At 67.6% G+C, this 20,680-nt stretch carries 22 protein-coding genes and 1 tRNA gene; 11 read left to right on the forward strand and 12 right to left on the reverse strand.

The genetic code is table 11. The features are described from left to right. Nucleotide 1 precedes the first annotated feature (1 nt). Nucleotides 2–727 (forward strand): vancomycin high temperature exclusion protein, encoded by a 726-nt coding sequence (locus tag NHL60_RS06920; protein ID WP_253450645.1) that lies wholly within the window; start codon nt 2–4, stop codon nt 725–727. 20 nt (nt 728–747) lie between these two features. Here NHL60_RS06920 and NHL60_RS06925 read toward each other — a convergent pair whose 3' ends face one another. From NHL60_RS06925 to NHL60_RS06940, 4 genes are all read right to left on the reverse strand, one after another. After that, nucleotides 748–1,191, reverse strand: coding sequence for a hypothetical protein (locus NHL60_RS06925; RefSeq protein WP_253450648.1), 444 nt, complete (start codon nt 1,189–1,191; stop codon nt 748–750). Nucleotides 1,192–1,302: 111 nt separating this feature from the next. Next, nucleotides 1,303–2,211 (reverse strand): 30S ribosomal protein S6--L-glutamate ligase, encoded by a 909-nt coding sequence (gene rimK, locus NHL60_RS06930; protein WP_253450651.1) that lies wholly within the window; start codon nt 2,209–2,211, stop codon nt 1,303–1,305. A gap of 40 nt (nt 2,212–2,251) precedes the next feature. Then, nucleotides 2,252–2,689 (reverse strand): RimK/LysX family protein, encoded by a 438-nt coding sequence (locus NHL60_RS06935; RefSeq protein ID WP_253450654.1) that lies wholly within the window; start codon nt 2,687–2,689, stop codon nt 2,252–2,254. A gap of 25 nt (nt 2,690–2,714) precedes the next feature. Next, entirely contained in the window at nt 2,715–3,740 is a 1,026-nt protein-coding gene (locus tag NHL60_RS06940; protein ID WP_253450657.1) for a DUF3549 family protein, read from the reverse strand. Nucleotides 3,741–4,032: 292 nt separating this feature from the next. Between NHL60_RS06940 and NHL60_RS06945 the strand changes: the two genes are divergently transcribed. Next, a complete protein-coding gene (locus NHL60_RS06945; RefSeq protein ID WP_253450660.1) occupies nt 4,033–4,365 on the forward strand; it encodes a YqcC family protein in 333 nt (110 codons plus the stop codon). An 81-nt stretch (nt 4,366–4,446) separates the two neighbouring features. Here the strand turns inward: NHL60_RS06945 and NHL60_RS06950 are convergent, their stop codons facing one another. Together NHL60_RS06950 and NHL60_RS06955 are read right to left on the reverse strand one after the other, a co-directional pair. Continuing rightward, entirely contained in the window at nt 4,447–5,082 is a 636-nt protein-coding gene (locus tag NHL60_RS06950; RefSeq protein WP_253450663.1) for an OmpW family protein, read from the reverse strand. 214 nt (nt 5,083–5,296) lie between these two features. Then, nucleotides 5,297–5,911 (reverse strand): OmpW family protein, encoded by a 615-nt coding sequence (locus NHL60_RS06955; RefSeq protein WP_253450667.1) that lies wholly within the window; start codon nt 5,909–5,911, stop codon nt 5,297–5,299. Nucleotides 5,912–6,189: 278 nt separating this feature from the next. Here NHL60_RS06955 and NHL60_RS06960 point away from each other — a divergent pair, with 278 nt between their 5' ends. Continuing rightward, nucleotides 6,190–6,489: a cyd operon YbgE family protein gene (locus tag NHL60_RS06960; protein WP_253450670.1), complete on the forward strand. Its 300-nt coding sequence runs from the start codon at nt 6,190–6,192 to the stop codon at nt 6,487–6,489. 78 nt (nt 6,490–6,567) lie between these two features. On the opposite strand, the gene putP is transcribed toward NHL60_RS06960, so the two are convergent. From putP to NHL60_RS06990, 6 genes are all read right to left on the reverse strand, one after another. Beyond that, entirely contained in the window at nt 6,568–8,073 is a 1,506-nt protein-coding gene (gene putP, locus NHL60_RS06965; RefSeq protein ID WP_253450673.1) for a sodium/proline symporter PutP, read from the reverse strand. 109 nt (nt 8,074–8,182) lie between these two features. After that, a complete protein-coding gene (gene putA, locus NHL60_RS06970; protein WP_253450676.1) occupies nt 8,183–11,374 on the reverse strand; it encodes a bifunctional proline dehydrogenase/L-glutamate gamma-semialdehyde dehydrogenase PutA in 3,192 nt (1,063 codons plus the stop codon). Nucleotides 11,375–11,566: 192 nt separating this feature from the next. Continuing rightward, nucleotides 11,567–12,376: an AraC family transcriptional regulator gene (locus NHL60_RS06975; protein WP_253450680.1), complete on the reverse strand. Its 810-nt coding sequence runs from the start codon at nt 12,374–12,376 to the stop codon at nt 11,567–11,569. A gap of 58 nt (nt 12,377–12,434) precedes the next feature. After that, nucleotides 12,435–12,809, reverse strand: coding sequence for a hypothetical protein (locus NHL60_RS06980; RefSeq protein ID WP_253450683.1), 375 nt, complete (start codon nt 12,807–12,809; stop codon nt 12,435–12,437). Nucleotides 12,810–12,897: 88 nt separating this feature from the next. After that, nucleotides 12,898–12,971: transfer RNA gene (locus NHL60_RS06985), tRNA-Gly, on the reverse strand. A 361-nt stretch (nt 12,972–13,332) separates the two neighbouring features. Beyond that, nucleotides 13,333–13,749: a CBS domain-containing protein gene (locus NHL60_RS06990; RefSeq protein WP_253450685.1), complete on the reverse strand. Its 417-nt coding sequence runs from the start codon at nt 13,747–13,749 to the stop codon at nt 13,333–13,335. A 185-nt stretch (nt 13,750–13,934) separates the two neighbouring features. On the opposite strand from NHL60_RS06990, the gene NHL60_RS06995 reads away from it, so the two are divergent. The 8 genes from NHL60_RS06995 to NHL60_RS07030 all read left to right on the forward strand — a co-directional run bounded on the left by NHL60_RS06995 (nt 13,935) and on the right by NHL60_RS07030 (nt 20,625). After that, a complete protein-coding gene (locus tag NHL60_RS06995; RefSeq protein ID WP_253450688.1) occupies nt 13,935–14,435 on the forward strand; it encodes a YqaE/Pmp3 family membrane protein in 501 nt (166 codons plus the stop codon). A 79-nt stretch (nt 14,436–14,514) separates the two neighbouring features. Then, nucleotides 14,515–15,384: an EamA family transporter gene (locus NHL60_RS07000; protein WP_253450691.1), complete on the forward strand. Its 870-nt coding sequence runs from the start codon at nt 14,515–14,517 to the stop codon at nt 15,382–15,384. 74 nt (nt 15,385–15,458) lie between these two features. Then, the gene (locus tag NHL60_RS07005; RefSeq protein WP_253450694.1) at nt 15,459–16,379 is read left to right on the forward strand and encodes an NAD(+) kinase; all 921 of its coding nucleotides are present in this window, start codon (nt 15,459–15,461) and stop codon (nt 16,377–16,379) included. 1 nt (nt 16,380) lies between these two features. Then, nucleotides 16,381–17,385, forward strand: a complete 1,005-nt coding sequence (locus NHL60_RS07010; RefSeq protein WP_253450697.1) for a metallophosphoesterase — start codon at nt 16,381–16,383, stop codon at nt 17,383–17,385. A 182-nt stretch (nt 17,386–17,567) separates the two neighbouring features. After that, nucleotides 17,568–18,431 carry a rhomboid family intramembrane serine protease gene (locus NHL60_RS07015; RefSeq protein WP_253450699.1) on the forward strand — a complete coding sequence of 288 codons (864 nt, stop codon included), beginning with the start codon at nt 17,568–17,570 and terminating at the stop codon, nt 18,429–18,431. Nucleotides 18,432–18,442: 11 nt separating this feature from the next. Continuing rightward, nucleotides 18,443–18,727, forward strand: coding sequence for a YeaC family protein (locus tag NHL60_RS07020; RefSeq protein WP_253450702.1), 285 nt, complete (start codon nt 18,443–18,445; stop codon nt 18,725–18,727). Then, on the forward strand, nt 18,720–19,571 hold the full coding sequence (locus tag NHL60_RS07025) for a DUF2797 domain-containing protein (RefSeq protein ID WP_253450705.1): 852 nt from the start codon (nt 18,720–18,722) through the stop codon (nt 19,569–19,571). Before NHL60_RS07020 ends, NHL60_RS07025 begins: the two co-directional genes overlap by 8 nt. 55 nt (nt 19,572–19,626) lie before the next feature. Then, nucleotides 19,627–20,625: a zinc-dependent alcohol dehydrogenase family protein gene (locus NHL60_RS07030; RefSeq protein WP_253450708.1), complete on the forward strand. Its 999-nt coding sequence runs from the start codon at nt 19,627–19,629 to the stop codon at nt 20,623–20,625. Nucleotides 20,626–20,680 lie beyond the last annotated feature (55 nt).

Raw genomic sequence — 20,680 nt, forward strand, 5'->3', positions numbered from 1 at the left:
CATGAAGCGAACCGCCTGGAAGGCCCTGCGGGGGCTGCTGATGACCCTGGGGGCCGCCGCGCTGCTGGCGGCCCTGCTGTTCGTGGCGGCCAATCTCTGGGTGCTGGGACGGACCCACTCGCGTATCGAGCACACCCTGCCGCTGTGTGGCGGGGAGCGGGTGGGGATCGTGTTCGGCACCTCCCACTGGACCCGCAGCGGTGTTCGCAATCCCTACTTCGATGCGCGCATGAGCGCCTCGGCCCGGCTGCTGCGGCTGGGCCGCGTCGATCATCTGCTACTCTCCGGCGACAACCGCACCCGTTTCTACAACGAGCCCGTCACCATGTGGCGGGATCTGCGTGGGCGCCAGGTGGCCGATGCCGACATGACCCTGGACTACGCCGGCTTCAGCACCTTCGATACCCTGGTGCGAGCGCGTGATGTCTTCGGCGTGGAGGAGGCGGTGCTGATCACCCAGGCCTGGCATCTGCCCAGGGCGCTCTATATCGCCGATGCCGTGGGGCTGGAGGTCACCGGCTGTGCGGTGCCATCGCCCTCGCGCAGGTTCAGCGGCGAGTGGCGGCTGCAGGCTCGCGAGTGGGTGGCGCGGGTGGCCATCCTGGGAGACCTCTACCTCTGGGGACGGGAGCCGCACTTCCTGGGCCCGCTGGAGCCCCTGGAGGTCGCACCTCCCTTCTGGGAAGCCTGGCTGGTTCCGGAAATGCCCGAGACGCCGGCTCGCTGAGGCGCCGTGCGGGCGCTAGCTCAGCGGCGGCGGGACTTCTGCTGGGCGTAGAGCTCGCGGATCAGCGCCCGGCAGCCCTTCCAGCAGGACTCGATGACCGGCTCGATGGGGTCGGGAAGGGGATGGGTGTAGAGGGTGGAGAGGGCCTGCATCAGCACCCGCTCCTGTTCGAGCAGCTCGTTGACCACCACCTGACTCTCGTTGCCGACGAAGCTCTTCAATCGACTCCACAGCCACATGTAGTCATCCCGCTCCACGTCGGCGTCCCGGGGCAGCATTCGCAGATGCTCCCTGGCCAGCTCCTGTAGCTCGCGCATCGACCGGCTCCTGGCCTCGTAGTGAGGTTTCAGAGTGTCACGCAGGCTGGGACGCAGGCGCTCCAGATTGTCCTGAAAATAGTCGATGCTGTCGGCCAGCGCCTCAAGGACGCTGTCCATCGCCACTTGGCGATTGTCGAGAAACATGAGCGGTCACCTCCTCCGGTGACGCAGATTGTGGCGGGGGAAACACTGTTTTGCTACCCCCGGCGATCAATAATTATGCCCTATTGAGAACTTTTCACCCTGGCTGCGCAATTACCCCTTGGGTTTAGGCGGTGCCTTGCGGCTGGGCGCCGCATTCTTCTCGATATGTTCGATGATCAGCCCGGCGATATCCTTGCCGGTGGCGCTCTCGATGCCCTGCAGTCCGGGGGAGGAGTTGACCTCCATGATCACCGGGCCGTGGTTGGAGCGCAGCAGGTCGACACCGGCCACCCTCAGGCCCATAGCCTTGGCGGCGCGGATCGCCGTGGAGCGCTCCTCCGGGGTGATACGGATCACACTGGCGGTGCCGCCGCGGTGCAGGTTGGAGCGGAACTCCCCTTCGGCGGCCTGGCGCTTCATGGAGGCGACCACCTTGTCGCCGATCACGAAGCAGCGGATATCGGCGCCGCGGGCCTCCTTGATGTACTCCTGCACCATGATATTGGCCTTCATGCCCATGAAGGCCTGGATCACGCTCTCGGCGGCCTGGTTGGTCTCGGCCAGCACCACGCCGATGCCCTGGGTCCCCTCCAGCAGCTTGATCACCAGCGGCGCTCCCTTGACCATGGTGATGAGGTCGGGGATGTCGTCCGGGGAGTGGGCGAAGCCGGTGATCGGCAGGCCCAGCCCCTTCCGGGAGAGCAGCTGCAGCGAGCGCAGCTTGTCCCGGGAGCGGGTGATGGCGACAGAGTCGTTGAGCACATAGGTGCCCATCATCTCGAACTGGCGCAGCACGGCACAGCCGTAGAAGGTCACCGAGGCGCCGATGCGCGGGATCACCGCGTCGAAGGGCTCGAGCTCCTCCCCCTTGAGGTGGATCGAGGGGTGGTGGGCGGCGATGCTCATGTAGCAGCGCAGGGTATCGACCACCCTGACGCTGTGGCCGCGCTGTTCGGCGGCCTCCACCAGCCGGCGAGTGGAGTAGAGGTTGCGGTTGCGTGACAGCAGCGCGATATGCATCGAAGGGCTCCAGTGGCCGTGAGTCTCGGTGTCGTTCGCTTCAGGGTTCGCCGTGCAGGAAGGCGGCGCCGGGCGCCACCAGCAGGCGACGCAGGGCGCGTCGGCCCAGCAGCATGGGGTGGCGCATGTTGCGGCGGTCGGTCAGGGTCAGCTCCACGGGGAACTCCAGCTCGCCCAGGCGCAGGGAGGTCCGGATCACATAGCGCCACTCCTCCTGGCCGTTGGAGCTGCGCACCTTGCGGCGGTCGTGCAGGTGCATGCGAAACACATGGGGGGGCGTGTCCGGGCCGCCGCTGCGGGTGGTGAAGCTGACCCAGAGATGGCCATCCTCCTCGAAGGACTCGATATCCTCGGCGTGAAGCGCCGAGGTGCGCGCCCCGGTGTCCGCCTTGGCGCACAGGCTCAGGTGCATCTCGGGCAGCTCTACCATCTCGCGACGGCCGATCACCGCCTTGGGGGTATAGGGCAGTTCTTTCATGCTTATGGAAATCCTTGCAGGCGTCTCAACGGGTCAGGGCGGCCAGCCGGCGACCGATGGGGGAGTCCGTCGGTGCCTCGCGCAGGGTCATCAGCACCGGCAGCCGCAGCCTGGGGATCAGCGCCAGGTCCCGCGCCACCGTCATGAAGTCGGCGGACTGGCACTCGGCCAGGCGGCCCAGGAAGCGGGGCAGCCGCTCGCCGTGCTCCAGATGGTGCCAGCCTCGTCCGGCCATGGCGGCCAGCAGGTCGGGGCCGCAGGCGTCGGCGTCAGCCAGCAGGGCGTCGTACCAGGCGCCGGCCAGGCGGCCCTCGGCGCCGGCCATGGCGCGCACGCAGGCGCAGAAGCCCTCGATGTCGCCGGCCCTGGCCGCGGCTTCGCCGCGCTCGCGCAACGCCCCGGCCAGCGCGTCGCTGATAGCCACATGTTCCAGACAGTAGCACAGGGAGGCGAGCACCTCGCCCGGCAGCTCGGGCAGCCGAACCGCCAGGCGTGCCTGGTCATCGGCCTCCATGCGCACCGCGAAGTCGGCCAGCCCCTGGAGCCCCAGGGCCTGCCAGTCGAAGCCCTGCTGGCCGCTCAAGTAGGCCTCCGCCGGCTCCAGATGCTCACTGGCGGGACGCCCCAGCGCCAGGGTGGCCCGGGCGTGCAGCATGGCCTGGAAGGACAGGGAGGGAGTGAAGGCGAGCGGGTTGTCCTTCATCAGGTTGTCCACCGCCTCGCCGTCCTCCCGACCGACGCTTTCCACGCTGCGGCCCAGGGTCTCGAGCAGGCGCTGCAGGAAGGCGTCCCGGGGCGCCGGGCTCAGGTGACCCTGCTCATCCAGCGGCAGCGCCAGGAACCAGATGACCGGGTCGGGCATGTCGCCCAGCCGGAACACCAGCCCCAGGCGCGCCTGCCCCTGCCAGGGGGACGGCCAGGGTTGATCGCCGGCCTCGAAGGCCGCCAGGGTCGCGAGCTCGCAGGGCGTGACGCGGCGCCCCAGATGGTAGAGGTTCACCTCGGCGCCGCTGCGCACGAAGAAGTCATGAAGAGTATGGATGGGTTGCATGCTCTCTCCCGTCATCGAACCGTGCACTCTACCTTGGCGGCCTGCCGCTGTCAGCTGCCGAGCACAGTGGAGTCGCAGGGGCGTGGTCAATTCTTGATCGATCGCCGCGAGCCCCCATGAACCGTGGCTCTGCGTCGCCTTTCCAGAGATTATCCACAGCCCCGTTCAGGGAAACTGTGAACTGTGCGCAAGGTATCCCGGGCAGGGTGGGTGGGTGTGGACAATGGGTGGGGTAGCCAGGGGAGGGGGATCATCAGGATAATGGGTGGTACACATCACCGAGGTATTTCTCATGAGCGTTCACCAGGAGCTGGCGGTCGCCCTGCGCGAGCTGGAGGCGACCATGCGCGCCACCAGCCAGTGGCGTATGGAGCCTCCCGAGGCCGCTGCCTTTGCCAGCGTCGAGCCCTTCTGTGCCGACACCATGTCGCTGGCCCAGTGGCTGCGCTTCGTCTTTATCGTGCGTCTGGAGGCGCTGGTGGAGGCCCGTGCGCCGATGCCGGCGAAGTGCGAGGTAGCCCCCGCCGTGGAGGCCTGGCTGGCCGAATCCGGAGCCCGGGCCTGCGAGCGGCAGATGATCGCCGAGGCGGTAGCGCGCATCGACCGGTTGGTCACCGAGGGCTGAACAGGGCCGACGCGCTTCCCCACCAACGCAGGAGGCCCGCCAATGGCGGGCCTCCTGCGTTTCACGAGGGTGTCGCGAGGATCAGAAGCGGTAGCTGATACCGCCCATGATGACCCAGGGATCGATCTTTACGGTGCCTACTTCAGTGCCGTTGAGGCTGGCGTCGGTGTCGATATCGATATACCAGGCGGCGGCGTTGAGCGCCCAGTTGTCATCAATCAGGACGTCCACGCCCACCTGGCCGGCGGCGCCCCAAGAGCTGGAGAGGTCAAGGTCGATGCCATCAATATCAAGCTTCTCGCTGGAGAAGCGGGTGTAGTTGACGCCCACGCCGACGTAGGGCTGCACCAGGGCCGCGGTGCCGCCCAGGGGGTAGTACTGCACGGTCAGGGTCGGGGGCAGGTGCTTGGTAGAAGCCAGGTTCTGGCCGTTCAGGTTGATGTCATGCTCGAAAGGCAGTGCCGCGAGCAGCTCGACGCCGACGTTATCGTGGAAGCGATAGCCCAGGGTGAAGGCGAAGTTGGTGTCATCCTGGACATCTACCGCCAGGTTGCCAAGAGCCGTATCGAGATTACCGTTACCACTCTTGGGCGCTACCTTGGCGACGCCCAGGCGGGTAAAGAAGTCGCCCGCGCCATAGGCCAGTGCCTGGGTGCTGGTGGTAAAGGCGGCGGCGGCCAGGCCGGCGGCGAGCAGGGTGGGGAGGTGCTTGCGCATGGGGCGACTCCTTGACGTTCCGGTTTCAGCGTTTTCGTACAGGCATTCTGTACCTGTCGAGGTTAAGGCAATTTTAATCAGGCCGCCGGGGAACTTTCTTGACGAGCGTCAAGTGAAGCCGAAATGCACAAGGTGGGTGAGGAACCGATAGGGCCCCGCCGGGTCGAGCCCGGCGGGGTCCTTGGTTACCGCCATCGTCCTGCCTGGCGCGACATCAGAACTGGTAGGTGATGCCCCCGCCGATGGTCATGGGGTCGATCTTGGCCTCGCCGATCTTGTCGCCGCCCAGGCGCACATCCGCCGAGACGTCGGCATAGCTGACGAAGCCGTTGAGCATGACGCCCTGGGCCACGGCCAGGTCCACCCCTGCCTGGCCGATAACGCCATAGCTGCGGCGCACGTCGAGCCCGGGCAACTCCTCGCCGGAGAAGCGGGTGTAATTGAGGCCGGCGCCTGCATAAGGCTGGACGCGGGAGTCCATGCCGCCCAGCGGATAGTAGTTGACCAGCAGATTGACCGGCATGCGGTCGACGCTGCCGATAGGGCCTCCGCCCAGTGTCAGGTCATGCTCGACCTTCTCCTGGCCGCTGAGCTCGATGCCGATCTGGTCGGTAAAGAGGTAGCCCAGGCCGTAGTAGAATCCGCGCTCGTCTGAGACATTCAGGCGCAGGTTGTCAGCGGTCAGATCACCATTGTTGGATTTGACGTCGGTCTGGGCGATACCGCCGCGGACAAAGACGTCACCGGCCTGGTAGGCCAGCGCGGCCTGGCTGGCGATCAGGCCGGCGGCGGAGAGCAGGGCAGCGGTGATGAGGCGATGCTGATTCATCAGTGAGACCTCGCGTCGGTCATGGGCGTCAGGGGCCCGGGGAGAAATCTTTTGTTGTACAAGGGTGACTATAGAATATGAGATGGTAGAAGTCTTGAAAAATGTTGCGGCGAGTGAAATGGCCACTGAGTGCGGCCTGTCAGGCAAGAATTGAAGGCTGGCCAGGGGAGGGCTAGGGGGTGCCTGTACAAGAATTGCCGCGTCGCAACGTCGGCGGGTCGCGCATCGGTCGGAAATCGTCTTGACTTGGGGAAGCAGGCCCCTTGGGAGGAACGACCATGCGTATCGCCTCTGCTGTCGTACAGGCCCGGCGGGAGCCGGCGCTCACTCTGCTGGTAGCGGCGGGGCTGGCGGTCTGGCTGCTGCTGCAGCCGGCGCTGATCCAGGGGTTGCCCCTCGGGATGCGCCTGCCGGCGGTGCTGCTGGGTATCTGGGCCCTGGGAGCGGCCTTTGTGCGCCCGCTGGGCCTCTCCCCCGGGCGCCGCTGGCAGCGCCGGCTGGCGACGCCGCCCTGGAGCCTGGTGGCACTGGGGCTGTTTGCCGGCCTGCTGCTGGGTCGCGCACTGCTGGGAGGCTGATGCGAAGAGAGCCTGTTCCCGGGTGCCCTCACCAATAAAAAGAGCTCCCGAAGGAGCTCTTTCTCTACCTCGCTCGGGTCACGATGCCCGGCTGTCACGCTCGATATGCCGATACTCACCGGCGTCGGCCGTCATGCTGCTCACCGCGATGATGGCGACGAGGGAGGCAATGAAGCCGGGGATGATCTCGTACACGCCGGGGCCGCCCATGAATTCGGCGTTCCAGCCAAGCGTGATCCAGAGCATCACGGTGACGGCACCCACGACCATGCCAGCGATGGCGCCGGCGCCGTTGGTGCGCGGCCACATCAGCGACATGATGATCAGCGGGCCGAACGCCGCCCCGAAGCCAGCCCAGGCGTTGCTGACCAGCCCCAGCACCTGAGAGTCCTCGTCGGAGGCGATGATGGCGGCCACCACGCCGACGATCACCACGCAGAGGCGGCCTATCGCGACACTCTCCTTCTCGCTGGCTTCCTTGCGCAGGAAGAGGCGGTAGAAGTCTTCGGTCAGCGACGAGGAGGAGACCAGCAGCTGGCTGGAGATGGTGCTCATGATGGCCGCGAGAAGGGCCGCATAGAGGAAGCCGGTGATCAGCGGGTGGAACAGCAGGTTGGCCAGGATGATGAAGATGGTTTCAGGGTCCTGAACGTCCATCCCGTTGCGGATCGCGTAGGCCCGGCCGAATACGCCGAGGGAGACGGCGCCGATCAGGGAGATAAGCATCCAGCTCATGCCGATGTTGCGGGCAATGGGCACATCCTTCAGCGTGCGAATGGCCATGAAGCGCACGATGATATGGGGCTGGCCGAAGTAGCCGAGCCCCCAGGCCACCGCGGAGAGCCAGCCGACGAAGGTCAGCCCCGCCGTCCAGGAGAGCAGCGTCGGGTCGACCGAGTTGAGGGTCTCGGAGGCCTGGGCGAAGCCGCCGCCGCCTTCCCCGAAGAGCACAACCGCCGGCATGAGCACCAGCGCCAGCATCATGATGCAGCCCTGCACGAAGTCGGTCAGGCTCACGGCCAGGAAGCCGCCGACCACCGTGTAGGCCAGCACCACGCCCAGGGTGATCACGACGCCCATGGCGTAATCGCTCATCCCGCCGAAGTTGTAGATACCGGAGAAGGCGCTCTCGAACAGCTTGCCGCCCGCCACCAGGCCAGACGCCGTATAGACCGCGAAGAAGACGACGATGACGACGGCAGATACCGTGCGCAGGGCGAGTGCCCGGGTCGGGAAGCGGTTGGCCAGAAAGGCCGGAATGGTAATGGCATTACCATAGTGGACCGTCTGTTCCCGCAGGCGAGGTGCGACCAGCGTCCAGTTGAGGAAGGCGCCCACCAGCAGGCCGATACCGATCCAGGCAGAGCCCAGGCCAGAGATGAAGAGCGCGCCGGGCAAGCCCAGCAGCAGCCAGCCGCTCATGTCCGAGGCGCCGGCCGATAGTGCCGCCACCTTGGGACTGAGGGCGCGGCCCCCCAGCATATAGTCTTCCGAGGAAGAGGTGGCTCTCTGCATGGCATAGACGCCGATGGCGATCATGAGCACGAAGTAACCAATCAGGCTGATCCAGACACCAATGGCCATAGAAGTTCTCCAGTTCGTGAGGACGGAGCGGACTCCGTCCGGTGAGCGCCCTCGCGTGAGTCATCACTCGGGCGCCGTCTTGTTGTTGATGACGGCAGGCTGCTGCCGGTCATTCGTCTCCCAGTGCAAGCAGTGAGGCGTTGCCGCCCAGGGCGGCGGTGTTGACGGTCACCGTCTTCTCGGTGGCGAAGCGCAGCAGGTAGTGCGGCCCGCCCGCCTTGGGTCCGGTGCCGGAGAGCCCCAGGCCACCGAAGGGCTGCACGCCCACAACGGCACCGATGATATTGCGGTTCACATAGACGTTACCAACACGAATTTTCTGCGCTATTTCATCGGCAAAGGATTCATTGCGGCTGTGCACGCCGAAGGTTAGGCCGTAACCGCGGCCGTTGATCGAATCGATCACTCGGTCGATCTCGCTGCTCTTGTAGCGGACGATATGCAGGATCGGACCGAACTGCTCCCGCTCCAGGGCCTCGATACCGTCGATCTCGAAGGCCACCGGGGCCACGAAGGTGCCGTGAGCGGTCTCGTGGGTCTCCAGGCGCGTCTCGGCCACCAGCCGGTCCTCGGCCTTGAGCGTCTCGATATGGGCGGTGAGGCCCGCCCGGGCATCCTCGTCGATCACCGGCCCCACATCGGTGCCCAGGTCGCGGGGGTCGCCCACGCGCAGCTCATCCATGGCCCCCTTGAGGATCTCGATGACCCGGTCAGCCACGTCCTCCTGAAGATAGAGCACCCGCAGCGCCGAGCAGCGCTGGCCGGCGCTCTGGAAGGCCGACTGGATGACATCGGCCACCACCTGCTCGGGAAGGGCGGTGGAGTCGACAATCATGGCGTTCATGCCGCCGGTCTCGGCGACCAGCGTCGGCAGGGCGGCGCCCTCGCGGTCGGCCAGGGCGCGGTTGATCACCTGGGCGGTATCGGTGCCGCCGGTAAAGACCACCCCGGTGATGCGGGGGTCGCCGGTGAGCACGCTGCCCACGGTCGGGCCGTCGCCGGGCAGCAGCTGTACCACCTCCCGGGGCATGCCGGCCTCATGCAGCAGCTCGATCACCCGGTGGGCGACGATGGAGGTCTGCTCCGCGGGCTTGGCCAGCACGGTGTTGCCCGCGACAGCGGCGGCCACCACCTGGCCGCAGAAGATCGCCACCGGGAAGTTCCAGGGGCTGATCGCCGCGAAGACCCCCTTGCCGGCGAGCATCAGCCGGTTGGATTCGCCGGTGGGGCCGGGCAGGGCGGTCGCCTCGCCGAAGAGCTCCTCGGCCTTCATGGCGTAGTAGCGGCAGAAGTCCACCGCCTCGCGGATCTCGTCGACGCCGTCGGTCAGCAGCTTGCCGCCCTCACGGGAGCAGAGCGTCATCAGCTCCGCCATATGGGTCTCCATCAGGTCGCCCAGGCGGCGAATGATGGCGGCCCGCTCGGCCACCGGGGTGGCCTGCCAGCGGGGGAAGGCGGCCCAGGCGGCGTCCACGGCGCGGGCAGCCTCGTCGGCGCTGGTCCACTGTACCCGGCCTACCCGCTGGCGCCGGTCGAAGGGGCAGAGCACCTCCTGGCAGCGGGCGGGATCAGCGGGCACTTCGAAGGCGAGCAGCGGCTTGACGCTGTGCTCGCGCTCCATGTGTTTGGCCATGGCCTCCATCAGCGGCTGGTAGTGGCTGCGCACATTGAGGTTCACCCCCCGGGAGTTGCGCCGCTGCTCGCCATAGATCTCCGCGGGCAGCGGGATGCGGGAGTTGGCGTAGCGCGGCTGCTGGCGCAGGGTCTCGGCGGGGTGCACGCAGAGCGACTCCACCGGCACCCTGGGGTCCACCAGCTGGTGGACGAACGACGAGTTGGCGCCGTTCTCCAGCAGGCGGCGAACCAGATACGGAAGCAGGTCCTTGTGGGCGCCCACCGGCGCATAGATGCGGCAGTAGGTGCCCTTGGGCGCCCGGGGCAGGGCGGCGTCGTAGAGGGCCTCGCCCATGCCGTGCAGGCGCTGGAACTCGAAGGGGCGCGAGGCCTCGTTGGCCTGTTCGAGAATGGCGCTGATGGTGTGGGCGTTATGGGTGGCGAACTGCGGGAAGATCCGCCCGCGGGTGGCGTCGGAGAGCAGGAAGCGCGCGCAGACCAGGTAGGCAACGTCGGTGCAGGCCTTGCGCGTGTAGACCGGGTAGCCCTCCACCCCGAGCTGCTGGGACTCCTTGATCTCGCTGTCCCAGTAGGCGCCCTTGACCAGGCGCAGGGGGATCTCGTCGCCCTGCTGGTCGGCCAGGCGGTTGAGGTAGTGCAGCACCGGCAGGGCGCGCTTGGCGTAGGCCTGCACCACCAGCCCGAAGTGGCCCCAGCCCCGAGCCTCCTGGCTCTCGTAGACGGCCCGGAATACCTCCAGGGAGATCTCCAGGCGGTCGACCTCCTCGGCGTCGATGGTCAGGGCGACGTCCCGCTCCCGGGCCATGGCCACCAGCCGCTTGACGCTGTCGACCAGCTCATGGAGTACCTGGTCGCGGCGGCCGAACTCGTAGCGCGGGTGCAGCGCGGAGAGCTTGATGGAGACCGAAGGGGCGGGGGTCCTGTCGGTCAGCGCCTGGCTGGCCTTGCCGACTCGTTCGATGGCGCGGGCGTAGTCGTCGAAGTACTTGCGTGCGTCGCTGCGGGTGCGAGCGGCTTCCCCCAGCATGTCGTAGGAGTAGGTGTAGCCCTTGTCGAAGAGCGGTTGCGAACGCTTGAGCGCCTCGTCGATGTCGCGGCCCAGCACAAACTGCTTGCCCATCACCTTCATGGCCTCGCGCATGGCCCGGCGAATCACGGGTTCACCCATGCGGTTGACCAGCTTGTTGATAAAGCCGGCGGGGCGACCCTCCCTGGGGTGATCCAGGTTGAGCACCCGACCGGTCATCAGCAGGCCCCAGGTCGAGGCGTTGACGAACCAGGAGTCGCTCTGGCCGAGGTGGGACTTCCAGTCGGCGGGGCCCAGCTTGTCCTCGATCAGGGCATCGGCAGTGGCGCGGTCGGGGATGCGCAGCATCGCCTCGGCCAGGCACATCAGCATCAGCCCCTCGTGGGTGTCGAGGCTGTACTCCTGCAGCAGCTGGTCGATGGAGTCCACGGCGGTGTCCATCTCGCGGATCTCGCGGACCAGTTCGGCGGTCTTGCCGGCGATGCGCTGGAAGTCGCGGGTGTCGGCGCTGAGCACCTTGACCAGCTCGGCGACGAAGTCATCTTCATCGATGGCATAGTGCTCGCTTACGCGAGCGAAGAGGGTGTCCAGATCCTGCTGCCAGGTGGCGGTATCCAGCATGGTGGTGGCGTCGAGCATCGGTTTCCCCCGGGAGTCTCGTCAGGCGGAAGGGTGCCGTTTTCCAGGCAGGCGTGATCACTGCGTGAAACGGCCGTACCCCTGACTTTAGGAGCCTAGGGGATGGCGTGCTTGCGGATTTCGCGGGAGTGGCGGCGGATTTCGCGGATTCTGTGGCGTCCCTGTCCGCGAGGGTTAGACTTTAGTCGCTACCTATGCTCGACCCTGGCGGGAAACCCGGTTCAGCGGCCGCGGACGCTCGGCGGGCTGTCGCAGCTGGCTCGGGGGGGCGCCGAAGGCGTTACGGCAGGCGCTGGCAAAGGCGCTCTGACTGCCGAAGCCGGTACGGGCGGCGACCTCCGCCACGGGCAGGCCGGTGGCGGAGAGCAGGTGGCGGGCCGCCTCCAGGCGCCGGCGGCGTACGTATTGCCAGGGCGAGAGGCCGGTCTGCTGTCGAAAGCGCTCCCGGAAGTGGGCCTCGCTCATGCAGGCCTCCCGTGCCAGGTCGCCCACCTGCAGGGGGCTTGCCAGGTGGCGTTCGATAAAGCGGTCGAGGCGTGCCAGGTCCAGGGGGCGGCCCCGGGGCGCCGGTGGGCTACCGCCCAGCCGCTCGTTGAGGCAACCCAGCAGGGTGCCGGCCAGGCGCTCCTGCTGGCCGGTGCCAAGGGGGTGGGGAGCGTGCTCGAGCTCGAGCAGCAGGAAGTCCAGGTAGCGGCGCAGGGGGGCGTCCAGGGCGAAGAAGCGCGGGGCATCGAAGAGGCGCGCCAGTTCATGATGGAGACCGGTGAGGCAGGCCGCCTCACCTGGGAGGTCGAGGATCAGCTGGCGATTCTCGCCGCTCCCGGCGTAGTAGTGCACGTGGTTGGCCGGCACGATGCAGCCCGACAGCGCCGAGATGGCGCCGCCCAGTCCCTCGATCTCGAACTCCGCGCGCCCCTCCAGGCCGATCACGATCTGATGGTAGTCGTGTGCATGGTGGAGGGTGGCGGTATCGAGGGGGATCTGGCGGATGGCGCTCGACATCAGGTCATGCCCGTTTCGGCTGGCGAAGTCCTCAGTCTAGCCTATCGACGCCCCGGGCTCACTCGCCGCGGCGCTGCTGTTCGCGCAGGGCCAGATGGCGGGCGAGGTGGTCGCGCAGGGCCTGGAGCTCTTCCTGCCCGGCGGCATCCAGCAGGGGCTTGCCGCGGCTGACGCGGCCGTGGTTGCCATGCTCGTCCACCAGTCGCTGGGCGCGACGGCGGATGCTGTCCAGGGTCTCGTCGTGGCGGATGGGGTAGCCGATGATGGCATTCCACTCGGTCTCAGTGACCTCGCTGGCCAGGGCGCGGTCGATCAGCGCGAGCAGCTGGGCGGGCTCGGTGCGATAGCGGGGGGTGCCGGAGAGCAGCAGCAGGGCGGTCATGCCGCCGAAGATCAGCAGGCAGACGGCAAAGACAAGCAGGAACAGGGCCATGGGGCGATCACAAAGCTCTGCCACTACCTGTTTTAGGTTGAAGCAGGTAGATCCACGCCAAGTGGGTGTAAGGGTGAAAACTGGGGCGTGGAGCGGGTGAAGGGAATCGAACCCTCGTCTTAAGCTTGGGAAGCTTCTGCTCTACCATTGAGCTACACCCGCTAGGCGGTTTCGATAGTAAAACCAAATGCTTAGCCATGCAAGCCGCGGCGCGGCCTTTTTCGCGTTTGCGCTGCAAGTTGCTGTTTCTTCGGTGTGTTGCCGGGCGAGAGGCGCTCCCGACAATAAAATTTCGACCGCTCCCGAACTTTTCCTCGCAGCACTGTCTGAGTAAGCACAGGCAACAGCGCGATAGCAGTCGCTAACACTGTTGTTCTGGCTCGCAGTTTTTCGATCGATGCTTGGCCGTTTCCCCTAGGGAGGCGGCCTTCTTTTTGGCGGGGTGGCGGGCGGCAGCCGCCCGGCCGGGGCGTCACACGAAAGCGCCCCGCCGTGGCGGGGCGCTGGATCGGTGGTGAAAAGCTCAGTGATTCTGCTTGTGGCGCATGCTGAGGATGGCGTTGAGGACATCGCGGCGGGTGACGATGCCCACCAGGCGCTGCTGCTCCACCACCGGATAGACCTTGGGCTTGTTCTTCAGCATCTCCTGGGCCAGGTCGGTGATGCTCTTGTTGGGCGTGACGGTGAGCACCTCGTGGCGCATCAGCTCCTTGACCAGCGGCGGCTCCTCGTTGAGATAGGTGCTCTCCAGCACCTTGCCGAGCACATCCTGCTCCGAGATGAAGCCGATCAGGTGGTCGTGCTCATCGACCACCGGGACGCCGGGCAGCCGGTGGAGCGAGAGTCCCTCGGCCAGGGTAGATACCGCCGTCTTGGCGGTCACCCGGTAGCAGTCACGGGACATGATCTCGCGAACGGTGGTGGGGGCCTTGTTGGGCATGGCAATTCTCCTTGTGCCGGTTGATCATCAGCCCGTAGCGGTTTCAGCATAGTCCACTCCCGGGCCCCGTTGAGCCTTTCGCTATCAACGCTTGGAGGTGGCGCTGCGTATGGTCGTTCTGGAACCCCCTGGCGCCTTCCTGTCTCAAAATCAAGGCCCGGTATCGATAACCCAGGAGTCTGCCTATGGATGCTCGCGAGTATCGTGCCCGCAAGGGACTCGACGGCGATCGCGAACGTGAACGCCCCACCACCCTCGAAGAGAAGGCCTGGGCGCGCGCTCGGGAGTCGGGCGACCACCGCCCCCGGGCCGGGACGCCCCACGACTGGGAGGAGTGGGAGCGCTACCACGACGAGCTGGCCGAGGATGCTGACTCCCTGGAGCAGAAGATTAACCACGAGGCGCATCAGCGCTTTCTCGAGCATCGGGCCCGGGAGCAGGAAGCGCAGAAGAGCGTGAAACAGTTCGACCCGGGCGCCCCGGCGGAGGCTTCGTTTTCGCCGGCCGAGCCCGTTCCCGCCGGTGCACCCCGTACCGCCCTGCTGGCGCTTGCCGTGCTGATGCCGCCGCTGGCCGTGGGGCTGTCTCGGGCGCCGGCACGCCGCGTCGGGCTTAGCCTGCTGTTGACGCTGCTGGGGTGGCTGCCGGGGGTGATCCACGCCCTGCGCCTGGTCGCTCGGCGCTGAGGTAGCGGTTCGCCGGGGTTGGCAGAGGCGTCCACTGGCGTATAATCGCCGTCAACTCAAAATATCAATGAGGTTGACCGTGGGCTATCTCGTCGGCGTCACCGTACTCTGGGCCTTCTCCTTCTCGCTGATCGGCGTCTATCTGGCCGGCCAGGTGGACAGCTACTTCGCCGTCGCCCTGCGCGTGGCCCTGGCCGCACTGGTCTTCCTGCCCTTCCTGCGCCCCGGCCTGCTGCGCGGGCGCCAGCGCCTGGTGCTGATGGGGCTGGGCGCCGTGCAGCTGGGGCTGATGTATATCTTCTTCTACCAGTCCTTCCTGCTGCTCTCGGTGCCGGAAGTGCTGCTCTTCACCATCTTCACGCCGCTCTACATCACCCTGCTCGATGATGCCCTGTTTGGGCGCTTCACCCCCTTCTACCTGCTGACAGCGGCGCTGGCCGTGGTGGGAGCCGGAGTGATCCGCTACGATGGCCTCGACGGCGGCTTCCTGCTCGGCTTCCTGGTGGTGCAGGGGGCCAACCTCTGCTTCGCCCTGGGCCAGGTGGGCTACCGGCGGCTCTCGGATGAGCTTCCCGCCTCGCTGCCCCGCCACAGCGTCTTCGCCTGGTTCTACCTGGGGGCCTTGGCCGTGGCCCTGCCCGCCTTTGCCCTGCTGGGCAATGCCAGCGCGCTGCCGACGACCGGGGTGCAGTGGGGCGTGCTGCTCTGGCTGGGGCTGGTGGCCTCGGGCGTCGGCTACTTCCTCTGGAACCTGGGGGCGACCCGGGTGGACGCCGGGGCGCTGGCGATCATGAACAACGCCCTGATCCCCGCCGGCCTGCTGGTCAACCTGGTGATCTGGAACCGTGACGCCGACCTCGGGCGCCTGGCGCTGGGCGGGGCGATCATCGCCGGTTCCCTGTGGCTCAACGAGTGGTGGGTGAAGCGCCGCGCGGCCTTGGCCGCCTGAGGCGCGACGCGGCCCGTTTGCCGGGGGGCTGGGCAGTGGCCATAATGGGCCGCTGCAATGCGAGAGGCCCCTGCATGCCATCCGAACAGAGCTCTTCCCCGGAACGCGACGCCAAGACGTCCTTCCGTACCATCGGTCTGATTGGCCGCCTTGGCAGCACCAAGGTGGTCGACACCCTCAAGCGCCTGATCCGCTTCCTGGACGGGCGCGGCCACCATGTCATCATCGAGGATCGCACCGCCACGGTGCTCCTCGACCACGGCCACGTGGAGTCGAGCCGGCGCATGCTCGGCCAGCTCTGCGACCTGGTGATCGTGGTGGGGGGCGACGGCAGCCTGCTGGGGGCGGCCCGCACCCTCTGCCACAGCGGCACCCTGGTACTGGGCGTCAACCGCGGTCGGCTGGGCTTTCTCACCGATATCTCCCCGGATGAACTGGAGGCTCGGGTAGGCGAGGTGCTCGACGGCCACTACGAGGTGGAGGAGCGCTTCCTCCTCGACGCCGAGCTCTATCGCGACGGCACCCTGATGGGCAGCGGCGACGCCCTGAACGAGGTGGTGCTGCACCCCGGCAAGGCGGTGCGGATGATCGAGTTCGAGCTCTTCATCGACGGCCAGTTTGTCTACAGCCAGCGCAGCGACGGCCTGATCATCGCCACGCCCACCGGTTCCACCGCCTATTCGCTCTCCGGCGGCGGCCCCATCATGCACCCCAAGCTCGACGTGGTGACCCTGGTCCCGATGTTCCCCCACACCCTCTCCAGTCGGCCCATCGTCATCGACGCCGCCAGCGAGATCCGTATCCACATCGGCGAGACCAACCAGACCTACCCGCATATCAGCTGCGACGGCCAGACCCGCGCGGTGGCCAAGCCCGACGATGTCCTGGTGATCCGCCGCAAGCCCCAGTGCGTCCAGCTGGTGCATCCGCTGGGACACAACTTCTTCGAGGTCCTGCGCAGCAAGCTGGGCTGGAGCAATCGCCTGGGAGACTGATGTGAGAACGCAGGCGAGATTCGAAGGCTACGACCTGATCGGCGACGTGCACGGCTGCGGCGCCACCCTGGCCGCGCTGCTGGAGAAACTGGGCTACCACCAGCGGGGCGGCGTCTACCGCCACCCCAGGCGCAGGGTCATCTTTCTCGGCGACCTGATCGACCGCGGTCCGCGCATTCGGCTGGCGGTGCAGATCGCCCGGCGCATGGTGGAGGAGGGCGAGGCGCATATCGTCATGGGCAACCATGAGTACAACGCCCTGGCCTACTGCCATCGCGCCCCGGCGGGAATTGGCCGGGAGTGGCTGCGCGAGCACACGCCGCGCAACAACCGCATCATCAACGAGACCCTGGAGCAGTATCGCGACCACCCCCAGGAGTGGGAGGAGGCGCTGGCCTGGTTCCTGGAGATCCCGCTCTTTCTGGAGCGCGACGGCCTGCGGGTGGTGCACGCCTGCTGGGACCAGCCGCTGATCGACGACCTGCGCAGCCGCCATCCGGATGCCTGCATGGACGAGGCCTTCCTGGTGGAGTCCACGGCGCCGGGTACCCGGGCCTTCGAGATCCTCGATCGTCTCACCCGGGGCACCCAGATGCCCCTGCCGCTGGGCACCGAGATCCACTCCGGCGACGGCTTCACCCGGCGCAGCTTCCGCACCCACTTCTGGGCGCAGTCACCGCAGACCTGGGGCGACGTGGTGTTCCAGCCCGACAACCTGCCCGGGGACCTGGAGCTGCGCCCGCTCTCTGCCGAGGATCGCCAACGGTTGGCCTTCTACGGGCCGGACGAGCCGCCGCTCTTCATCGGGCACTACTGGTGCGAGGGGATTCCGGCGCTGCCGGCGCCCAACGTTGCCTGCCTGGACTACAGCGCGGTGAAGTTCGGCCGCCTGGTGGCCTACCGCTGGAGCGGCGAGCGCCAGCTCAACGCGGACCACTTCGTCTGGCTGCGGGTCCCCCGGGAGGAGCAGGTGCGCCCGCGCCCCTGGGAGATCAGCTTCGAATGACGTTTTTACATGACACAAAACTTTACAATATTTTTTGCTCGGTGCCGTGAACTCCTGGCGCCGACCGCCATCAGAGTAGGTGTTCCCTTGAATGATCCCTTGCTCTTATCCGGCGGCCCCCTCCGCCGGATTTTTTATGCGCGCTCCCCGGTCCCGCCCACCCACGCGCACAAGGAGGCGCCATGTACCGCGTGATCCAGCTGCCCCCCGATGCCGATACCCGCGAGCTGCGCCGTGCCCTCTGGGCCCACCGTATCGGCCACCGCATCACCGAGGATGACGAGGGCCAGACCCTCTGGCTGGCGGATCCCCGCCAGCAGGCAGAGATGATGCGGCTGCTGGCCCAGTGGCAGAGCGGCGAGCCGCTGATGCCTGCCCGGGGCCGCACGCGGCGCACCGCCGGGCCGGCGTCCGGCTCGCTGACCCGGGCACTTCGCCAGGCCCCCGTCACCGCGGCCACCCTGGGGCTCTGCCTGCTGGTGTTCGCCGCCATGGCCGTGTTCGGCGATCTGGTCATTGCCCTGCTGGCCATCGTGCCCCTGGGCGTCGCCCCCGGCGGCACCCTGGCCGTGGGCAGCCTGGTCGAGGCGCTGCTGGCCGGCCAGATCTGGCGCCCGCTCTCGCCGGCCTTTCTGCACTTCGGCTGGATGCACCTGATCTTCAACATGCTGTGGCTCTGGTACTTCGGCCGCCAGGTGGAGGCGCTGCAGGGCAGCGGGCGCATGCTGCTGATCCTGCTCGCCGCCGGCGTGGGTGCCAACCTGGCCCAGTACGCCGCCGGTACCGTGCTCTTCGGCGGCATGTCCGGCGTCGATTTCGCCCTGCTCGGCTACGTCTGGCTGATGTCGCGGCGGGCCCCCGGCAGCGGCTTCTTCGTGCCCCAGATGCTGGTGGTCTTCATGCTCGGCTGGATGGTCTTCACCATGACCGACATGGCCGGCGCCGTGGGCTTCGGCAACGTGGCCAACGAGGCGCACCTGGGGGGGCTGGTCGTGGGCCTGGCCCTGGGCTGGTACTATTCCGGGCGAGCACGCCGTCACCATTGAGAGAGTTTCCGATGAGCGATATGACCTTCGAGCGCATGATCCAGCAGATGACCCCGGCCATCTACCAGAGCCTCAAGCAGGCGGTGGAGCTGCGCAAGTGGCCGGACGGCCGCCTGCTGACCCGGGAGCAGACCGAGCTCTGCATGGAGGCGGTGATGCGCTACGAGTTCGAGAATAACGTCCCCGAGGAGCAGCGGGTGGGCTACCTGCAGCAGCGCACCTGCGGCGGGGCCAGCAGCGGCGCCGGCGTGGACCCGGCACTGGCGGGGCTTGCCAAGGACGCCGGCCGTGACTGACGCCATCGCCGCGGCCGCCGAGGTCACCGGCTGCCTGACCAAGATGGCCATCGCGCCGGGGCAGGGCGGTGAGCCCGCCCGCTATACCCTGCGCGCCGGCGAGGCGCGCCTCGAGCTCAACGAGCGCCTGGGGCGGCCGCTTTCGCTTGCCTGGAGCGGTGCCATCGCCTGCACCCACTGCGGCCGGGCCACCAAGAAGAGCTTCGCCCAGGGCCACTGCTACCCCTGCTTCAAGAAGCTCGCCCAGTGCGACACCTGCATCATGAAGCCGGAAACCTGCCACTTCTTCGCCGGCACCTGCCGCGAGCCCGAGTGGGGCGAGCGCCACTGCTTCCAGCCCCATATCGTCTATCTGGCCAACGCCTCCGGCCTCAAGGTCGGCATCACCCGAGGCACCCAGGTCCCGACCCGCTGGCTCGACCAGGGCGCCGTGCAGGCGCTGCCCATGTTCGAGGTGGATACCCGCCAGCAGTCGGGCTTCGTGGAGACGCTGTTCAAGGAGGAGGTCTCCGACCGCACCAACTGGCGGGCCATGCTCAAGGGTGACACCGCCGAGCTGGACCTGCCCGCCGAGCGCGACCGCCTGCTGGCGCGCCTGGAGGGCGGCCTGGCCAACCTGCGCGAGCGTTTCGGGGAAGACGCCATCCGCCTGCTCGACGCGCCGCCGGTGGCCCTGGACTACCCGGTGCTCGAATACCCCACCAAGGTGGTCTCCCACAACCTCGACAAGACCCCCGAGATCGGCGGTACCCTGCTCGGCCTCAAGGGGCAGTACCTGATCCTCGATACCGGCGTGATCAACCTGCGCAAGTACACCGGCTACGAGGTCCGGGTCGCCGCCTGAGCCCTCGGCTATCCTGTCGGCAGGGCCGGTTTGGACGGCCGAGAGGAGAATGACCATGACCGAGACCATGCGCGCCATGCGCCTGCACGCCCCGGGTCAGCCTCTGGTGCTGGAGGAGGTGCCGAGGCCCGCGCCCGGCCCAGGGGAGCTTCAGCTGCGGGTGCTGGCCTGCGGGGTCTGCCGCACCGACCTCCACGTGGTGGATGGCGAACTGCCCGACCCGCGTCTGCCCCTGGTGCCCGGCCACGAGATCATCGGCGAGGTCACCGCCCTGGGGGAGGGAGTGACCGGGGTGGCGCTGGGTGAGCGCCTCGGCGTGCCCTGGCTGGGCTGGACCTGCGGCGAGTGTGCCCCCTGCCTTCGCGGCGAGGAGAACCTCTGCGAGCGGGCCGAGTTCACCGGCTACACCCGGGGCGGCGGATACGCGGAATACTGCGTGGCCGACGCCCGCTACGCTTTTCCCGTCCAGGGCGACGACGCCCAGGCGAGTGCACCCCTGCTCTGCGCCGGGCTGATCGGCTACCGCACCTGGCGCCTGGCCGGCGGCGAGGCCCCACGGCGGCTCGGCATCTACGGCTTCGGTGCCGCCGCCCATATCCTGATCCAGCTGGCGCTGGCCCGCGGCCAGCGGGTCTTCGCCTTCACCCGTCCCGGCGACGCCGAGGCCCAGGCCTTCGCCCGGCGGCTCGGCGCCGAGTGGGCCGGGGGCAGCGACGAGGCGCCGCCGGAGGCGCTGGATGCGGCCCTGCTCTTCGCCCCGGTGGGGGAGCTGGTCCCCGCGGCGCTCTCCCATGTGCGCCCCGGCGGCACCGTGGTCTCCGGCGGCATCCACATGTCGGACATTCCGAGCTTCCCCTACCGGCTGCTCTGGGAGGAGCGCTCGGTGAAGTCGGTGGCCAACCTCACCCGCCGGGACGGCGAGGCGTTCCTGGCCCTGGCGCCGCAGGTGCCGATCCGCACCGAGACCCGCGCCTACCCCCTGGATCAGGCCAACCGCGCCCTCGATGACCTCCGCGAGGGGAGGCTCTCCGGTGCCGCGGTGCTGATCCCCTGACCTTTCCGCCAACTCTGCTAAGATGGCCGGCCCCTTCGCCTGCCGATCCAAGGAG

The organism is Halomonas sp. Y3 (genome assembly GCF_024137965.1).
Taxonomy (GTDB): domain Bacteria; phylum Pseudomonadota; class Gammaproteobacteria; order Pseudomonadales; family Halomonadaceae; genus Halomonas; species Halomonas mongoliensis.

Bases quoted from the DNA above. Each gene is read 5' to 3' on its own strand.
- NHL60_RS06940 (WP_253450657.1), bottom strand. From the start codon at position 3,740: ATGCAACCCATCCATACTCTTCATGACTTCTTCGTGCGCAGCGGCGCC.
- NHL60_RS06995 (WP_253450688.1), top strand. From the start codon at position 13,935: ATGGATGCTCGCGAGTATCGTGCCCGCAAGGGACTCGACGGCGATCGC.
- rimK (WP_253450651.1), bottom strand. From the start codon at position 2,211: ATGCATATCGCGCTGCTGTCACGCAACCGCAACCTCTACTCCACTCGC.
- NHL60_RS06960 (WP_253450670.1), top strand. From the start codon at position 6,190: ATGCGTATCGCCTCTGCTGTCGTACAGGCCCGGCGGGAGCCGGCGCTC.
- NHL60_RS07015 (WP_253450699.1), top strand. From the start codon at position 17,568: ATGTACCGCGTGATCCAGCTGCCCCCCGATGCCGATACCCGCGAGCTG.
- NHL60_RS07030 (WP_253450708.1), top strand. From the start codon at position 19,627: ATGACCGAGACCATGCGCGCCATGCGCCTGCACGCCCCGGGTCAGCCT.
- NHL60_RS06920 (WP_253450645.1), top strand. From the start codon at position 2: ATGAAGCGAACCGCCTGGAAGGCCCTGCGGGGGCTGCTGATGACCCTG.
- NHL60_RS07020 (WP_253450702.1), top strand. From the start codon at position 18,443: ATGAGCGATATGACCTTCGAGCGCATGATCCAGCAGATGACCCCGGCC.
- putA (WP_253450676.1), bottom strand. From the start codon at position 11,374: ATGCTCGACGCCACCACCATGCTGGATACCGCCACCTGGCAGCAGGAT.
- NHL60_RS06935 (WP_253450654.1), bottom strand. From the start codon at position 2,689: ATGAAAGAACTGCCCTATACCCCCAAGGCGGTGATCGGCCGTCGCGAG.
- NHL60_RS06955 (WP_253450667.1), bottom strand. From the start codon at position 5,911: ATGAATCAGCATCGCCTCATCACCGCTGCCCTGCTCTCCGCCGCCGGC.
- NHL60_RS06975 (WP_253450680.1), bottom strand. From the start codon at position 12,376: ATGTCGAGCGCCATCCGCCAGATCCCCCTCGATACCGCCACCCTCCAC.
- NHL60_RS06925 (WP_253450648.1), bottom strand. From the start codon at position 1,191: ATGTTTCTCGACAATCGCCAAGTGGCGATGGACAGCGTCCTTGAGGCG.
- NHL60_RS06950 (WP_253450663.1), bottom strand. From the start codon at position 5,082: ATGCGCAAGCACCTCCCCACCCTGCTCGCCGCCGGCCTGGCCGCCGCC.
- putP (WP_253450673.1), bottom strand. From the start codon at position 8,073: ATGGCCATTGGTGTCTGGATCAGCCTGATTGGTTACTTCGTGCTCATG.
- NHL60_RS06945 (WP_253450660.1), top strand. From the start codon at position 4,033: ATGAGCGTTCACCAGGAGCTGGCGGTCGCCCTGCGCGAGCTGGAGGCG.
- NHL60_RS07005 (WP_253450694.1), top strand. From the start codon at position 15,459: ATGCCATCCGAACAGAGCTCTTCCCCGGAACGCGACGCCAAGACGTCC.
- NHL60_RS06980 (WP_253450683.1), bottom strand. From the start codon at position 12,809: ATGGCCCTGTTCCTGCTTGTCTTTGCCGTCTGCCTGCTGATCTTCGGC.
- NHL60_RS06990 (WP_253450685.1), bottom strand. From the start codon at position 13,749: ATGCCCAACAAGGCCCCCACCACCGTTCGCGAGATCATGTCCCGTGAC.